This is a genomic window from Aurantiacibacter atlanticus (assembly GCF_001077815.2).
In the GTDB taxonomy this organism is placed as follows: Bacteria; Pseudomonadota; Alphaproteobacteria; order Sphingomonadales; family Sphingomonadaceae; genus Alteraurantiacibacter; species Alteraurantiacibacter atlanticus.
In genome coordinates, this window is sequence record NZ_CP011310.1 from 2,031,406 (window position 1) to 2,047,672 (window position 16,267).

Genomic DNA, 16,267 nt, shown 5'->3' on the forward strand with positions numbered 1-16,267 from the left:
CGCCATGCGCGCCCGGCATTGACGGTTTCGAAGGCATCAGCCATTGCGCCGCATCATGGAGCGGAACCCGAAGACAAGCTTTCAGGACATGATCCTCGCGCTGCACGATTTCTGGAGCACGCAAGGCTGTCTTATCCTGCAACCTTACGACATGCGTATGGGGGCGGGCACGTTCCATACGGCGACCACTCTGCGCGCGCTTGGTCCTGAGCCGTGGAACGCTGCTTTCGTGCAGCCAAGCCGCCGTCCAACTGATGGCCGCTATGGCGAAAATCCAAACAGATTGCAGCATTATTACCAGTATCAGGTCATCCTGAAACCGAGCCCGCCCGACATTCAGGAGCTTTATCTCAAGAGCCTTGAAGTGATCGGCATTGATCCGCTCAAGCATGATATTCGCTTTGTGGAGGATGATTGGGAAAGCCCGACACTGGGTGCATGGGGCCTTGGCTGGGAAGTCTGGTGCGATGGCATGGAAGTCACGCAATTCACCTATTTCCAGCAGATGGGCGGCTATGATTGCAAACCCGTCGCGGGCGAACTGACCTACGGGCTGGAACGGCTGGCCATGTATATTCAGGGCGTGGACAATGTTTACGATCTCGATTTCAACGGCAAGGGCTACACCTACGGACAAGTGTTTCTCGAAAACGAACGACAGATGTCGAAATGGAACTTTGAAGTTGCAGACACCGATGCCCTGTTCGACCTTTTCAGCAAGGCAGAGGCGGAATGCCAGAATGCACTGGCTGCCGATGTGCCCATCGCTGCCTATGAACAGGCGGTAGAGGCCAGCCATCTATTCAATTTGTTGCAGGCACGCGGCGTTATTTCGGTACAGGAGCGCGCCAGCTACATGGCCCGCGTGCGCGATCTGGCGCGCGGCAGTTGTGAGAAATATGCCGAGGTTATGACCCCGCAGTGGCAGAAGGGTTATCCGGAGTGGACGCTATGAGCGACTTTCTCCTGGAACTGCGCTGTGAGGAAATTCCTGCCCGGATGCAGGCCGGCGCGCGGGCAGAGCTGGAAAAGCTGTTACGCCGTCAAATGGATGCCGCTGGCGTTTCCATCAAGGACCTAACCATCTGGTCAACTCCGCGCCGCCTTGCGCTGATCGCGCGCGATCTGCCTGAAGCGACGAAGGCAGTGAGCGAAGAGGCAAAGGGCCCGCCAGTCGGCGCGCCCGATCAGGCCGTGGACGGTTTCTGCCGCAAGATCGGCATTATGCGCGAACAACTTGAAACCCGCGATGTGAAGGGCCGCGCGACTTATTTTGCGGTGAAGAATGTGCCGGGCCGCGCGATGACGGAATTACTGGCAGATGCCGTTCCGGCGATCATCCGCGATTTCTCATGGCCAAAATCCATGCGCTGGGGCGAAGCATCAATCAGCACTGAAAGCACGCGCTGGGTCAGGCCCCTGTCGGGCATTGTCGCGATATTGGGTGAAGAACTTGTGCCGTTCACGTCGGGCGGCATCGCGAGCGGTTATGTAACGCATGGCCATCGCTTCCATTGTCCGGGTGAGATCACCATCGGTTCGGCAGATGATTATGTCGAAAAGCTGCGCGCCTGTCACGTGATCGTAGATCATGAAGAACGTCAGAATATGATTCGTGATGTCGCGGCGAAAGTTGCCACAGAAGCGGGGCTCAGGCTGGTAGAAGATGAAGGCCTGGTTATTGAAAACGCCGGCTTGACCGAATGGCCCGTGCCGCTGCTGGGGCGGTTTGACGAGGATTTCCTCGATGTCCCGTCTGAGGTTATCCAGCTTACCGCGCGTGTGAACCAGAAATATTTCGTATGCGAGGATGCCAGCGGCAATCTGGCCAACGCCTTTATCTGCACCGCCAATATTGATGCAGAAGACCCCGCCCTGGTGGTGAATGGCAACCGCAAGGTCCTCGCCGCACGCCTTTCTGATGCGCGCTTCTTCTGGGAGCTAGATCAGAAAACGCCCCTGTGCGATCAGGCAAAGAAGCTGGATCGCATTACCTTCCACGAGAAGCTGGGCAGCGTGGCCGATAAGGTGGACCGGGTGGCAAAGCTGGCGGTCTGGCTGGTAGAAGAAGGTATCGTCGATGGCGCTGATCCCGACCTAACCGAGCAGGCCGCAATGCTCTCAAAGGCCGATCTCGTAACCGAAATGGTCGGCGAATTTCCAGAACTCCAGGGATTGATGGGCGGCTACTATGCCCGCGCTGAAGGTCTGCCGAAAGAGGTGGCTGACGCGATCCGCGATCATTACAAGCCGGTAAGGCAGAGCGATGAAGTGCCGACTGCTTCTGTGACGGTGGCGATCTCATTAGCCGACAAACTGGATACGATTGCAGGCTTCTTCATGAAGCTCATGAAGCCTACCGGATCGAAGGATCCCTTTGGATTGAGGCGGGCCGCTATCGGCACTCTAGGTATCGTCACAAAGAATACATTGAGAGGTGAACTCACCTCATGGTTAGCGAAGGCTCGTGAAAACTATATCGAGCAAGGGATCAAGGACGAACCTGGATCAGCGCAGCCGAGTGAAAGTGTTAGAGAATCTATCGAGTCTGTCGTCGATATTTTTGATGGGAGATATATGGACGATGTCAGGGATTTTGTTATCGATCGCCTCAAAGTCCAACAGCGCGAAGCAGGCGTCCGTCACGATCTGATCGACGCTGTCTTCGCGCTTGGCGGAGAGGAAGATATCGTTCGCTTGCTTGCCCGCGTCCAAGCTCTCCAAGCTTTTATCGACACTGACAACGGCACAAACCTGCTCGCTGCCTACAAGCGTGCGGCCAATATTCTCAAGAAAGAAGACTGGCACGGGATTGAGGGCGAAATATCGCGGACGGGCGAGGAAGACCCCTTAAGCCAGGTGGACAATCCCGATATGGCGGCAGTTATCGCTGCAAAAATGGCTGATCGCCATACGGCGGAGTTATCCTACACGCCCGAGCCTGCCGAACAGGCGGTAATCAAGGCGCTTGATGCTGCCGGGCCGCAGGCGGATGCTGCGATTGCGGCTGAAGATTTCGCCGCTGCAATGTCCGCACTTGCCAGCCTGCGCGCTCCCATAGATGCTTTTTTCGAGGACGTTACTGTCAATGATGACAATACTGATAAGCGCGCGGCCCGATTAGACTTGCTTGCACGCTTTCGGGACGCAGTCCACAATGTTGCAGATTTCTCAAAAATTGAAGGTTAGGCCGAAGACACGGCCAATAGAACATAATTTCCGCATATAACGGAGCAGCCAATTTCATGAAGACTGTCTATAATTTCGGTGGTGACGCGGATTATTCCGATCCGCGGCAAAAGGACAAAACAGTAACCGGGGGCAAGGGTGCAAACCTTGCTGAAATGGCGGGTATTGGCCTGCCGGTTCCTCCGGGCTTCACCATAACTACCGAGGAATCCCTCAGCTATCTGACCCGTGGTGAGGCTTTTTCAGATAAGCTGCGCGCCGATGTGGCAGCTTCGCTTGCTCATGTGGAGCGCGCCGTTGGTAAGCGGTTCGGTGATCCTGAAGATCCCTTGCTTGTCTCTGTCCGTTCAGGTGCGCGTGTATCCATGCCAGGCATGATGGATACCGTTCTCAATCTCGGTCTCAATGATGTGACGGTAGAGGGGCTGGCCGCCAATTCCGGGCATTCGCGCTTTGCGTGGGACAGCTACCGCCGCTTTATCCAGATGTATTCCGACGTCGTCCTGGAGCTCGATCACGGCCTTTTCGAAGAAGCGCTGGAGATTGCCAAGGAAGACCGCGGCTATTTCACTGACGTCGAAATGGAAGCGGATGATTGGCAGAAACTGGTCGGCCAATTCAAGACGATCGTCGAACAGGAACGCGGAGAGCCTTTTCCGCAGGACGTTCATGAACAGCTATGGGGCGCCATCGCCGCGGTATTTGAGAGCTGGGAAAGCGACAGGGCCAAGGTCTATCGTCGATTGAATTCCATTCCCGCTGGCTGGGGCACAGCGGTCAATGTGCAGGCCATGGTGTTTGGTAATATGGGTGAAACAAGCGCCACGGGGGTCGCTTTCACCCGTGATCCTTCGACCGGCGAACGCACCTATTACGGTGAATGGTTGGTCAATGCGCAGGGCGAGGACGTTGTCGCCGGCATTCGCACGCCGCAATATCTCACCAAGGCACGGCGCGAGGCTGCAGGGGCCGATCTGCCAAGCATGGAAGAAGCCATGCCCGAAGCTTATGGCGAACTTGCCCGCGTTTTTGATCTGCTTGAAACCCATTATCGTGACATGCAGGATATCGAATTTACCGTGCAGCAGGGCAAGCTGTGGATGCTGCAAACCCGTTCAGGGAAACGCACCGCCAAGGCCGCGCTGAAGATGGCTGTCGACATGGCAGATGAAGGTCTGATCGATCAGGAGACAGCGATTTTGCGGGTGGACCCGATGGCGCTCGACCAGCTGCTGCACCCGACGCTTGATCCCGATGCCGAGCGCGATGTGCTGGGCAAGGGCCTCCCGGCCTCGCCAGGTGCTGCTTCGGGCAAGATAGTACTTGATGCGGACACGGCAGAACTGTGGTCCAATCGTGACGAATCCGTGATTCTCGTTCGGGTGGAAACAAGCCCGGAAGATATTCACGGCATGCACGCGGCCAAGGGTATTCTTACCGCACGTGGCGGCATGACGTCGCATGCAGCCGTGGTCGCGCGCGGCATGGGACGCCCCTGTGTATCGGGTGCGTCGGCGGTCTCGATCAAGCTTGATGAGCGCACCTTGCGCATTGGCGATCGTGAATTCAAGGAAGGCGATATCATCACGCTGGACGGCGCAACGGGCGAAATCATGGCAGGGCAGGTCCCCACTATAGAGCCTGAACTTGCCGGCGATTTCGGCGTGCTGATGGATTGGGCAGACAAGCATCGCCGGATGGGTGTGCGCACAAATGCCGAAACTCCTGACGATTGCCGCACCGCTCGCGGCTTCGGTGCCGAGGGCATTGGTCTGTGCCGGACAGAGCATATGTTCTTCGACGCCGGCAGGATCAGCGCCGTACGCGCCATGATCCTGGCCGATGATGAAAGCGGACGACGAGCAGCTCTCCATCGCCTGCTGCCTGAACAGCGTGGCGATTTTGCCGAGATTTTCCGCACTATGACGGGTCTGCCGTGCACGATCCGCCTGCTCGATCCGCCATTGCATGAATTTATGCCGACCCGGGACGAGGAGTTCGAAGAACTTTCCGAAAGCCTGAGCGTGGGTGTCGATCACCTTAAACGACGTGCCGCGGAATTACATGAATTCAACCCGATGCTGGGCCATCGCGGATGCCGTTTGGGCATTACATTCCCCGAAATATATGAAATGCAGGCGCGCGCCATTTTCGAAGCCGCGTGCGAAGTTACCGCTGAAGGCGGCGATCCTGTCGTTCCCGAAGTCATGATTCCGCTTGTCGCCACACGCCGGGAACTGGAAATCCTGCGTGAATTGGTTGATCGTGTCGCGGAAGAAGTGTTCACCGAACAGGGTCGCACACTCGATTATCTCGTCGGTACGATGATCGAATTACCCCGCGCTGCACTGATGGCAGGCGAAATCGCGCAGGAAGCACGCTTTTTCTCCTTCGGTACAAATGATTTGACGCAAACCGCGCTTGGCGTCAGCCGCGATGATGCGGGCCGTTTTCTTGCGCCTTACGTCGACAAGGGCATTTACGCGAAGGATCCCTTCGTCAGCCTCGACATAGACGGGGTGGGCCAACTGGTTGAACTCGCGGCAGAGCGGGGCAGGGCAACAACGCCGGACATCAAGCTGGGCATTTGCGGCGAACATGGCGGCGATCCGGAAAGCATCGCCTTCTGCGAGAAAGTTGGCCTCGATTATGTCAGCGCCAGCCCTTATCGCGTCCCTATCGCAAGGCTGGCAGCAGCACAGGCCGCATTACGTTCCGCCGAGTGAACGACGCCCGCTGAGTGTGAGGAAGGTGAAGCGCTCACTCACGCGCCCGTCATCGTCCGCCTCCGCCATGAAGGCATTGCTGGCACGCTCTAGTGCAGCTTTGCCCAATGGCGGAGCCGGCGATGCAAGCACATTGCCAAGTCCCTGTTCGCGCAGATCCTCCACCAGCCTAGCCATTTTGCGATAGCGCACCGTCAGTTCATAGGTATCGACTACGGGATCCTTCCAGCCCGCACGCTGGAGTAATTGCGCGCCCGCACGGCTATCGACAAGCGGGTGCATGCGGGCAGCAGGCCTGTCCGGTTCAGCCGCCATTATCGCCCCGCGCAGCACTGGCAAGGACCCTGCCGCTGGAAAACTGGTTATGGCAAGCCCGCCGGGCGAAAGCGCGTGGCGAATATGGATGAGCGCGCCCGGCAGATCATTCACCGTGTCGAGCAGGCCGAGCACGGCGATAAAATCAAAGCCCGAAATCGGAAAAGGCGCTTCAAGATCGATCATGCGGGCGCCTGCAATGTCGGCTGTGATTACCTCACCTCCAAGCTGCCGCGCCAAAACCCCAGAACTATCGCCGATAATTAGCGATCTGCCCGGCTCATGTCGCAGGAAGGCAAGCCGTTCGAGCACATCGGCAACCATTTCATCCACCATGAAACTGGCTGCATCGGGCCGGTCCTGCATGGCCAATGCCCGATGGCGCCGATCATGGCGACGCTGTGTCGAGAATATGCGGGGCGGGGTAGTTGGTGGTTGCGCGGCCATTGCGCTTGCGTACAGGCGGAGCACCATGCAGCATAGCCATTCAATGCCGGTTTCCCGCATCATTTCAGAAACCTTTGCGCCCCTGGTGGACCTTGTTTACCCGCCACGTTGCCCATTATGCGGAGAAGGGCTTGCTGAACAAAGGGGCCTGTGTGCCAGCTGCTGGGGCGAACTCGCCATTCCGGGGGAGCCGAATTGCCGCCTGTGCCAGCGCCCCTTTGACAGTAGTTCAAGCCACGCGATCAAAACCTGCGCACCTTGCCTTGAACAACCGCCGCTGCATGACGGGATTGCCGCGGGCACACTCTATAACGACGCCGCACGGCGGCTTGTGCTGTCATTCAAACATGGCAACAAGATTGCGCTTGCCCCCATGCTCGCACGATTGATCGCTGCGCGGCTTCCGGAAACGGACGGGGATTGGCTGACGGTGCCTGTGCCGCTGCATCGCTTTCGCCTGTGGCGGCGTGGTTTCAACCAATCGGCATTGCTGGCGCGGGAGCTCGGCAGGATGGGGAGGGCGAAGCCAATGGTGGACGGATTATTGCGCACGCGCGCGACCCCGGCGTTGGGAAGCCTTGGCAAGGCACAGCGAGCCAGGACGATGGAAGGCGTCATCGCCATTAATCCAAGGCGGATGGATCAGATAAAGGACGCAAAAATTCTGCTGGTGGATGATGTCCTGACAAGCGGCGCGACAAGCGGTGCATGTGTCAGCACATTGAAGCAAGCCGGCGCCAGCAAAGTGGTGATTGCCTGCTTTTCCCGCGTTCTGGATGAAGCATTAGAGGCATAGAAAGGCAAAACGCCCGAGGGTTTCCCCCCGGGCGCTCGCGTGACGATATCACTGGAACCTCGCGCCACCCCCCAGTGCGCGCGTCAGTTCCAATCCCTCATGAAGCAGGTCGGCTCTGCGCCGTTCCCGCGACCTCCCCATTTCCTTGGCACATTGCGTGTCTCACGAAATGAGATACGACCCGTCAAGCCGCAACGCATTCATTCCACCAAAAGGATTTGGAGCATACCGCTTTCTCGCGCTTGATAGATATTGGAACAAGAATGTGATTATCGTGCAACAAAAGCGTATATGATATGCAACTCACTTATCTCTTCGGAAAGGCCCAGACCATCTCTACTGACACAACTTCTCCGCATGATGCCGAACGCGAACACGGAACCAGCTTCATGCCCAAATTCGATGCTGGCGGTTTGCTCTGCGCAATTGTGCAGCACGTTGCCACAGGCGAAATCCTGATGGTTGCCTTCATGGATGCAGAAGCGCTCAACGCAACCCGGCAGACAGGGATTGCCCACTTCCATTCACGCAGCAGGGGAACACTTTGGAAGAAGGGCGAGAGTTCAGGCAATATCCTGGAAGTGCAGGAGATATTGGTAGATTGCGATCAGGATGCGCTTGTCCTCAGGGTCTCACCGGCCGGCCCGGCTTGCCACACCGGCGCGCGCAGTTGTTTTTATCGGCTTCTGGAAAATGGTGAACTCAAACAGATTTAGGGCTGCCTGGGCGCGCTGACCCTTCCTGCTTATTCAGCAGGAAGGAAATTAGGCACGGACAGGTAACGCTCGCCGGTATCGTAATTGAAACCGAGTACGCGCGTTCCCTCTTCCAGCTCTTTCAGCTTGGCATTAATGGCCGCCAGGGTTGCCCCTGAACTAATGCCCACCAGCAGACCCTCTTCCGCAGCGCAGCGGCGGGCCATGTCCTTGGCCGCTTCTGCATCGACCTTAATCGCACCGTCGATAGCCTGAGTGTGGAGATTTCCGGGAATGAAGCCTGCGCCGATACCCTGGATCGGGTGCGGGCCTGGCTGGCCGCCCGAAATGACGGGCGAAAGCTCGGGCTCAACAGCAAATGCCTTCATGTCGGTCCAGCTCTTCTTGAGAACTTCCGCGCAGCCGGTCAGATGGCCGCCAGTGCCCACGCCGGTAATCAATACATCGATGGGATCATCAGTGAAGTCATGCAGAATTTCGCGTGCCGTCGTCTGGGCATGAATTTCGGTGTTGGCCGGATTGTCGAACTGTTGCGGCAACCATCCGCCATCCAGTTGGCCGACAAGCTCTGCAGCGCGTTCTATCGCGCCTTTCATGCCTTTTTCCTTAGGCGTGAGATCGAAACTCGCGCCATAGGCCAGCATCAGCCGGCGGCGTTCAAGGCTCATGCTTTCAGGCATGACAAGCACGAGCTTGTATCCCTTCACCGCTGCGACCATTGCCAGACCGATGCCGGTGTTGCCGCTCGTCGGCTCTACGATCGTGCCACCGGGCTTGAGGTCACCCGATTTCTCGGCCGCTTCAACCATGGCGAGAGCGATACGATCCTTGATTGATCCGCCGGGGTTTGCCCGCTCACTTTTCACCCAGACTTCATGGTCTGGGAACAGCCGAGACAAGCGGATGTGCGGTGTATTGCCGATGGATTGCAGGACATTGTCGAATTTCATGATTCAGGCCCCCTCTTCGCGGTTTCATTCAATGGGTCATTGGGTTCTGTTATTAGCAACTCTTCAGGTGGATCGAAGGTCCGAGTAGTCCGCAAAACGGGAAATATTTTTGCCCATGCCGCTACTGTAATGATGGCGCCCGCACCTCCTGCGACCACCGCAGCCACAGGCCCGATGAGATAGGCGAGGCTACCGGAGAAGAAATCGCCGAATTCATTACTCGCACCGATCGTCATCTGAGAAACTGCCGATACGCGGCCACGCTTGTCATCGGGGGTATGCAACTGGATCAATGACTGGCGAATATACACGCTGAACATATCCGCCGCGCCGATGATGAAGAGCATAGCGAGACTGAGCGGCATCGAGGTGGAGACGCCAAAGACGATTGTCGCAGCGCCAAAAACCGCCACTGACCACAGCATCTTGGGACCGACATTGTTTTTAAGCGGGTGGAAGGAGAACCAGAGCGCGGTCAAGGCCGCGCCAACGGCGGGCGCCATGGCAAGCTGGCTCAACCCGGTCGCGCCGACATGCAATATGTCTCGGGCATAGACGGGAAAAAGCGCAGTCGCGCCGGCAAGGAATACAGCGAACAAATCCAGCGTAATCGCGCCGAGAACCATTTTATTGCGCACGACATAGCTCAAGCCGTCGCGGATCTGGCGGATCGGTCTGTCAGTGCTACGAGGGGACCCGCGGGGAACATCACCCACTGCGGATAGAGCGATCATCGAAACAATAAAAAGCGCTGACGCCGCGGCATAAGGCAGGGGGGGCGCTACTTCATACAGTACGCCTCCTACCGCCGGACCGACGATCATCCCGACCTGCCAGGCGATGGATGACAGCGCGATGGCGTTAGGCAGGATTGCAGCAGGCACGAGGTTCGGGGCGAGAGCAGCAAGTGCCGGGCCTGCAAAGGCGCGGGAGATACCCAGCACGACCGCCACCGTATAAAGGACGGGCAAGTCTATGCGATCGCTCCAGGTCAGCGCCGCAAGGGTTACACCGCACATTAATTGCAGGAGAATCGTCAACCGCCCGAGATTGCGGCGATCAAAGCGATCTGCCGCCAATCCGCTGAACGGAGTCAACAGAAGGAGCGGGATAAATTGGAGCAGCCCGATCAGGGCCAGTTGACCTGCGGATTCACCCACGCTCATTCCGCTATCGCGCGCCAGATTATACGTCTGCCAACCGATGATCAGCAGCATGGAGTATTGCGCCAGCGTCAATGTCAGGCGGGAAAGCCAGAAAGCGCGGTAATTGGCGACGCGAAAGGGGTGCGATGCAGTATTCACCAATGCGCCATGACATCGCGCAAGGCCAAAGCCAAGCTAGCTAAAATTTGAAGATGTAAAGCCTAGCCGCGACGGCGAAGGGCTGGATTGGGCTGCATTTCCTTCATCATCGCCTGAAAATCGTCGAGCCGGATGATTCGTTCAAACTGGAAACCGGCGCGATCCTGCGCCACCCAGATGCAATAGGCTTCTATGCGGCCAACGATAGGCAAGCGGATGATAAGCCGATCGCCGCGACTGATATTTTCGGCATGGTCGATCATGAACCCATGCGCGGAAATATTCGCAACATGCAATTTCACATCGCCATGCATCAGATGCTCCGCAATCACGGTGAAATCGACCGGATGACGCGACGCTCTGCGCATATCGGTTACGGACAGTTGTGCGCCACCTGACATTTGCCACCTATCTCCTTTTAACTGCTTGAAAAAGCGGTCTGACAGGAATTGGTGGATTTTCTCTAAACTATGCCGGACGAAGAATCGCGTGGCGTTTCTTGCCGATGCTGATGCGTATGTCCTGCCCTTGGGCAGGTGGTGCGATCATGAACCCTGCATCGCTCACCGGTTGATCGTCGAGCTTTACCGCACCTTCAGCGATTTTGCGCTTGGCCTCGCCATTGGAAGCGGTGAAGCCCAGCGCGGTAAGTGCCGCACCCACTCGCATCCCCTCGGCAGGAATAGCCAGCACGGGCAGATCGTCCCCCAAGCCGCCGCCAGCGAAAGTCTGCTCTGCAGTGGCGCGGGCGGATGCCGCCGCTTCGCTACCACGAACCAGCTTTGTCACCTCGTCTGCCAGCACGGCCTTGGCGTGATTGATTTCACTTCCTTCAAGGGATTCGAGTCGCGCGATTTCAACCCGATCAAGATCGGTGAACAAGCGCAGGAAGCGGCCCACATCGCGATCATCGGTGTTGCGCCAATATTGCCAGAAATCATAGGCTGGCAGAGCGTCTTCATTCAGCCACACCGCACCTGTCACAGATTTGCCCATTTTAGAGCCGTCCGCACGGGTGATGAGCGGCGCGGTAACGCCATAAAGCTCTCGCCCATCGATTCGCCGGCCCAGTTCGATACCGTTGACGATATTGCCCCACTGATCGCTGCCACCCAATTGCAAGGTGCAATCGTAATCGCGCGCCAGTTTCAGAAAGTCATAGGCCTGCAGGATCATGTAATTGAATTCGAGAAATGTAAGCGGCTGTTCGCGATCAAGGCGCAACTTCACCGAATCGAACGTCAACATCCGGTTTACGGTGAAATGCGGGCCGACATCGCGCAGCATTTCAATATAGCCCAGCTTGCTCAGCCAGTCGTCATTATTGACCAGAAGGGCATCCTTCGGACCATCGCCAAATTGCAGCATCCGTTCAAAGCTGCCCTTGATAGAGGCAATGTTGCTGGCGAGCCTTTCATCAGTCATCATCTGGCGGGTTTCATCCTTGCCGGACGGATCGCCAATCTTTGCGGTGCCGCCACCCATCACCACGATCGGGCGGTGACCGGCCTGCTGGACACGGCGCAAAAGCATGATCGAAGCAAGGTTGCCGATGTGCAGCGAAGCAGCCGTGGGATCAAAGCCGACGTATGCGGTCACGGTCTGTCGCGCCGCTAGGGCATCCAGTCCCGAAGAATCGGTTAACTGATGGACATGGCCGCGCTCGTGCAGAAGTTGCAGCAAATCTGATTTGAACGTCGTCATCGTATCCCCTTTGGCGGAGGCGGCGCGTAGCACGGGGAAACTTGCTTGCAAACGTATGAACTGGCCGCACACAATGCTCATCCACCTCTCGCCGTTCGAAGGGTGGAAGCGCGGGTCCTGTCTCTGACCGACGCCTGGGTTCGCGTTCGCTGGCGAATCGATGGTCTCCAAAAACTGGTGATTCCGGATTTTGCGGGTCGCGGAAGGGCGGATAATCTCTGGCAGACCACCTGCTTTGAAATGTTCGTCATGCCACGCGATGGCACGCCGGGTTACAGTGAATTCAATCTCTCGCCCTCTGAACGCTGGGCGGCCTATGACTTCACCGATTACCGCAAGGGCATGACAGAACGTGTTTTCTCGAGGGAACCGGAATGCGTCATGCGCACAGGCCAGTCCATGGCCATTTTCGATGCTTCGCTGCCGCGCGATCAGATGCCAGAACCACCTGTCAGCATAGGTCTTTCCGCCGTGATCGAGGAAGAGGGCGGCGTGAAGAGCTATTGGGCGATGTCCCACCATAAGGAAAAGCCCGATTTCCACGATCCGGCTTGCTTTGGAGCGGGACTTGCGCGAACCCGCGCTGCATGAAATTCGGAATCGACCGGCTGCTTGCCGAACCAGACCTGAAATCCGCACTTGAAGGAAAGCGCGTCGCCCTTGTCGCGCATCCCGCCTCTGTCACAGCGGATCTGAACCACAGTCTCGATGCGCTGATCGACGCTGGTGTGAATATCACCAGCGCCTTTGGCCCGCAGCATGGACTTAAAGGCGACAAGCAGGACAACATGGTCGAAACGGTGGATGAGACCGATCCGGTTTACGGCATCCCCGTGTTCTCACTCTACGGGGAGGTGCGCCGTCCTACAGGCCAGATGATGTCCAGCGCGGATATCTTTCTTTTCGATCTGCAGGATCTTGGTTGCCGCATTTATACCTTTGCTACAACTCTGCTCTATATTCTTGAAGAAGCACAGAAATATGGCAAAACTGTTTGGGTGCTGGACCGGCCCAATCCGGCGGGACGACCGGTAGAAGGCACATTGTTGGAAGCCGGGTTCGAAAGCTTCGTCGGCGCTGGGCCCATGCCGATGCGCCACGGGCTGACCATGGGTGAAATGGGCCACTGGTTTATCCGTCACTTCGGCCTTGATGTAGATTACCAAGTTGTCACTATGCATGACTGGCAGCCAGAGAGCCCGAGCCAGAATTGGGCCGGCTGGGGCTGGCCCGAAGACCGCATCTGGATCAATCCCAGCCCGAATGCCGCCAGCCTCAACATGGCGCGCGCCTATGCCGGCACGGTCATGCTGGAAGGCGCAACGCTGAGCGAAGGGCGGGGCACTACCCGTCCTCTCGAAATATTGTTTGGCGCGCCGGATGTGGATGCAAAGGCCGTGTTGGCGAAGATGCAGGAAATCGCGCCAGAATGGATGGCAGGGTGCGCCTTGCGAGATTGCTGGTTCGAACCGACTTTTCACAAGCATAACGGCCACTTATGCAACGCCCTGATGATCCATGCTGAAGGGCGGTTCTATGACCATGAAGCTTTCCGCCCGTGGCGCATGCAGGCGCTTGCCTTCAAGGCAATCCGCAATCTCTATCCCGATTACGATCTGTGGCGCGGTACGGATTTCAAATATGAATATACCGATGGAGCGCTGGCGATCGATATAATCAACGGGGGCCCCGCCTTGCGCGAATGGGTGGACAATTCCACCGCAACACCGGCCGACCTCGATGCTCTAGCTTCTCCTGGCGAAGCGCAATGGCGCAAGGATGTGGCTGACATTCTTCTTTATTGAGCGGGTTGGGGGCGGAAAGGCCCTTCCTGTGGGAGCGGCAAGGGCAATATTTCGCCGTCGGATGCCAGCAGGACATCGCATCCATCCAGTTTATAGTGGACTGCACGCGTTACGGCGGAAAACCTCTTCTCAATCTTCAAGCGCCGCGTGAATGGCACCTTCCACCACTTGAACGAAGCGCCCCTAGGCCGCTACAGCAAAGAGATTGATTGTCACTACAATACAAGCGGCACGAACGATGGCGAGCGCGCTGCGCTCATTCTTGTCGAAACGGAAGGCAAGCGCCTCACCTATCGGCGGACTGATAAAATCGCCGCCTAAGTCGGCTGTGATTGCCCGCCAGATTGGCGAACATCGCAAACGCTACTTGGATTGACTCGACTCTCGCCAATTATTGCCCTTAGCCTCGTTTGGCTTGGCCGGAGTGGCAAACAGCTTTTTGAGCTCCGCTTCAGAGCGAATGTTCTCGTGTTGGGTTTCAGTCATATGGATCAAAAGGCTCTAACAAAAGCGAAGGGACGTCTTAGGACGGCTAGGCAACAGCTAGAAAATGCTGAGAATGCCAAAACATATGAGCAATTCTCCGATAGCTGGTATCTTTTTCTGGTCGCAGCTAAAAACGTATACACCACCCTTGAGCAAGGGGCAAAAACAACACCACAATCCCGCCAATGGTTTGGTGCGAAAAAGCACGACCGGAAAACCGACCCTCTGCTTCAATATCTTTTTCAAGCCAGAGATGATGATGAGCATGGCTTAGCGGATGTGACCAAACTGGACCCCGGCGGCGTCTCTACCGGCAAGTTAGCACCTGGATTTAGCAATGACATGGCCATATCGGCGTCTACTGACGCTGAGGGGAATTTAACAATACGCCATCTGGCGAGCCATGATGGGCTGCCTATTTTGATAGAAAACATACGGTGGAATGCAGTTCTGCTATCTGTAACTGGTAGAGGCGGCATCTCCTACAACGTGCCAGATTCGCACTTAGGTCAACCGATAGAAGATCAAAGCCCGGCAAATGTAGGAAGACTTGGAACGGACTATCTAGGTAAATTGCTTTCCGAAGCTGAGGGGCGAGCCGTATAGTTCATCGCCCGATAATAGCTTTCAAGGACATACGACGGTTCTTCTAAGAAGCGAAATTCTCTCATTTCAGCGAGTCCAGTTTCGACCATTTCCTTAGTAACCGCCACTTCAAGACCGACCTGCCGCAGTTCCTGTGCCATCGATTCTTTGCTCATTAAAGTATAAAATTGCCGTAACATCGTCCGGATCGGCAGGTTTGCTATCAAGCGACGGCAGGCCCAGTTCGCGGCGCGCATGATGAATAGTATCAGTGCAAGCCAAATCTGCATGCGGTTCTGGGCCAACTTCATTCTGCAATACCGGGCCGCGATGGAACATTTCCGAATCGTGGTCCGCTGGTTTATCCTGCGCAAAAACAGGCGCAGCCAGGACCAGAGCGACAGGGGAAAGAGTAGCCTTCATCCTGCAATTCTCCATGAATTCTGCATAACTTAGCACAGAACAGGATGACGGACAAAATACCTCCGACACAAGGCCTTATTCGATATCGGTCGCGTCCGGCTGCGCATGTTGCTGCCCGGTTCTGAAGGCTACGCGCACCGACAGCTGACGATCGGCATTGGCTTCCGGCGTCGGCGCGGCAGTTACTCCCTGCGGCGCCACATCCTGCTGCGCGTTCGGCACAGTGGCGGAAGGCCTTGGCGAAGGCGTGACCAGAACTGGTGCAATTGCGGCGTGTGGATCTGGCGCAGCGAAAGGCTGGAAACGCGCACGTGCTTGCAGGGCGCGGCACACACCCACAGCGGCAGGACGCAGCATGTGCGCAGGCTCCACCTCGCTGCTGGACCCCACTTCGCAAGTCCTTACAGAACCATCGGGCGTGATGGTAAGGTAGGCGGCAATCATGCCGCGAACATTTTCGCCACGAAATAGCTGTCGCGGAAAATCATCCTGCCGCACCCAGCTTTGCGGATCTATGGGCTGGGCCGCACTATCGCGCGCAAGCGATGTTGAAATTGCAATCTCAGGCAGGATAGGCGGCAAAATCTCGATAGGGGTTTCAATATCGGATGGAGTCGTTTCAATCACAGTCGGCAATGGTTCGGACGCTGTGCTGTCGGCTTCTTTTCTGTCAGCAAACGGACTGGCCAGTTCGCCCAGCATAACACCGCCAAAAATCGCCAATGCGATGGCGGCGATGATGCCCAGTATTACCCATGCAAGCTTACTGCGCGCACCATCCTGCTGATCCTTGTTATCGAACATGTCATCTTCCAAATCTT

16 protein-coding genes are annotated in these 16,267 nt (G+C 56.8%); 9 read left to right on the forward strand and 7 right to left on the reverse strand.

Annotation, left to right across the window (positions count from 1 at the left end; translation table 11 throughout):
- The first annotated feature begins 55 nt into the window (after nt 1–55).
- The 3 genes from CP97_RS09795 to ppdK are packed head-to-tail and all read left to right on the forward strand — an operon-like array spanning nt 56 to nt 5,915.
- Nucleotides 56–955, forward strand: coding sequence for a glycine--tRNA ligase subunit alpha (locus tag CP97_RS09795; RefSeq protein WP_048885789.1), 900 nt, complete (start codon nt 56–58; stop codon nt 953–955).
- Entirely contained in the window at nt 952–3,189 is a 2,238-nt protein-coding gene (gene glyS / locus CP97_RS09800; RefSeq protein ID WP_048885790.1) for a glycine--tRNA ligase subunit beta, read from the forward strand. Before CP97_RS09795 ends, glyS begins: the two co-directional genes overlap by 4 nt.
- 56 nt (nt 3,190–3,245) lie before the next feature.
- Nucleotides 3,246–5,915, forward strand: a complete 2,670-nt coding sequence (gene ppdK, locus CP97_RS09805; RefSeq protein ID WP_048885791.1) for a pyruvate, phosphate dikinase — start codon at nt 3,246–3,248, stop codon at nt 5,913–5,915.
- On the opposite strand, the gene CP97_RS09810 is transcribed toward ppdK, so the two are convergent.
- Nucleotides 5,898–6,704 carry a class I SAM-dependent methyltransferase gene (locus CP97_RS09810; RefSeq protein ID WP_227819572.1) on the reverse strand — a complete coding sequence of 269 codons (807 nt, stop codon included), beginning with the start codon at nt 6,702–6,704 and terminating at the stop codon, nt 5,898–5,900. The two genes, ppdK and CP97_RS09810, sit on opposite strands and share 18 nt — an antisense overlap.
- Between CP97_RS09810 and CP97_RS09815 the strand changes: the two genes are divergently transcribed.
- On the forward strand, nt 6,703–7,473 hold the full coding sequence (locus tag CP97_RS09815; protein WP_227819573.1) for a ComF family protein: 771 nt from the start codon (nt 6,703–6,705) through the stop codon (nt 7,471–7,473). The two genes, CP97_RS09810 and CP97_RS09815, sit on opposite strands and share 2 nt — an antisense overlap.
- A gap of 296 nt (nt 7,474–7,769) precedes the next feature.
- Complete coding sequence (gene hisI / locus CP97_RS09820; RefSeq protein WP_082863792.1) at nt 7,770–8,189, forward strand: phosphoribosyl-AMP cyclohydrolase; 420 nt, start codon at nt 7,770–7,772, stop codon at nt 8,187–8,189.
- 29 nt (nt 8,190–8,218) lie between these two features.
- Here the strand turns inward: hisI and cysK are convergent, their stop codons facing one another.
- The 4 genes from cysK to tyrS form a co-directional block, all read right to left on the reverse strand.
- On the reverse strand, nt 8,219–9,139 hold the full coding sequence (gene cysK, locus CP97_RS09825; RefSeq protein WP_048885792.1) for a cysteine synthase A: 921 nt from the start codon (nt 9,137–9,139) through the stop codon (nt 8,219–8,221).
- Nucleotides 9,136–10,443 (reverse strand): MFS transporter, encoded by a 1,308-nt coding sequence (locus CP97_RS09830; RefSeq protein ID WP_048886911.1) that lies wholly within the window; start codon nt 10,441–10,443, stop codon nt 9,136–9,138. The genes cysK and CP97_RS09830 overlap by 4 nt, the downstream gene beginning before the upstream one ends.
- Before the next feature lie 62 nt (nt 10,444–10,505).
- The gene (locus tag CP97_RS09835) at nt 10,506–10,844 is read right to left on the reverse strand and encodes a PilZ domain-containing protein (protein WP_048885793.1); all 339 of its coding nucleotides are present in this window, start codon (nt 10,842–10,844) and stop codon (nt 10,506–10,508) included.
- A 67-nt stretch (nt 10,845–10,911) separates the two neighbouring features.
- Nucleotides 10,912–12,147: a tyrosine--tRNA ligase gene (gene tyrS / locus CP97_RS09840; protein WP_048886912.1), complete on the reverse strand. Its 1,236-nt coding sequence runs from the start codon at nt 12,145–12,147 to the stop codon at nt 10,912–10,914.
- Nucleotides 12,148–12,192: 45 nt separating this feature from the next.
- On the opposite strand from tyrS, the gene CP97_RS09845 reads away from it, so the two are divergent.
- The 4 genes from CP97_RS09845 (at nt 12,193) to CP97_RS09855 (ending at nt 15,044) form a co-directional block, all read left to right on the forward strand.
- Complete coding sequence (locus CP97_RS09845) at nt 12,193–12,738, forward strand: DOMON-like domain-containing protein (protein ID WP_048885794.1); 546 nt, start codon at nt 12,193–12,195, stop codon at nt 12,736–12,738.
- Nucleotides 12,735–13,952, forward strand: a complete 1,218-nt coding sequence (locus CP97_RS09850; protein WP_048885795.1) for an exo-beta-N-acetylmuramidase NamZ family protein — start codon at nt 12,735–12,737, stop codon at nt 13,950–13,952. Before CP97_RS09845 ends, CP97_RS09850 begins: the two co-directional genes overlap by 4 nt.
- A 168-nt stretch (nt 13,953–14,120) precedes the next feature.
- Nucleotides 14,121–14,273 (forward strand): hypothetical protein, encoded by a 153-nt coding sequence (locus CP97_RS16300; RefSeq protein ID WP_161485453.1) that lies wholly within the window; start codon nt 14,121–14,123, stop codon nt 14,271–14,273.
- A 165-nt stretch (nt 14,274–14,438) separates the two neighbouring features.
- Entirely contained in the window at nt 14,439–15,044 is a 606-nt protein-coding gene (locus CP97_RS09855; RefSeq protein ID WP_063612414.1) for a hypothetical protein, read from the forward strand.
- A 108-nt stretch (nt 15,045–15,152) separates the two neighbouring features.
- Here the strand turns inward: CP97_RS09855 and CP97_RS09860 are convergent, their stop codons facing one another.
- Nucleotides 15,153–15,446: a hypothetical protein gene (locus tag CP97_RS09860; RefSeq protein WP_048885797.1), complete on the reverse strand. Its 294-nt coding sequence runs from the start codon at nt 15,444–15,446 to the stop codon at nt 15,153–15,155.
- A gap of 75 nt (nt 15,447–15,521) precedes the next feature.
- Nucleotides 15,522–16,250: a hypothetical protein gene (locus CP97_RS09865; protein WP_149036456.1), complete on the reverse strand. Its 729-nt coding sequence runs from the start codon at nt 16,248–16,250 to the stop codon at nt 15,522–15,524.
- Between the last annotated feature and the right edge of the window lie 17 nt (nt 16,251–16,267).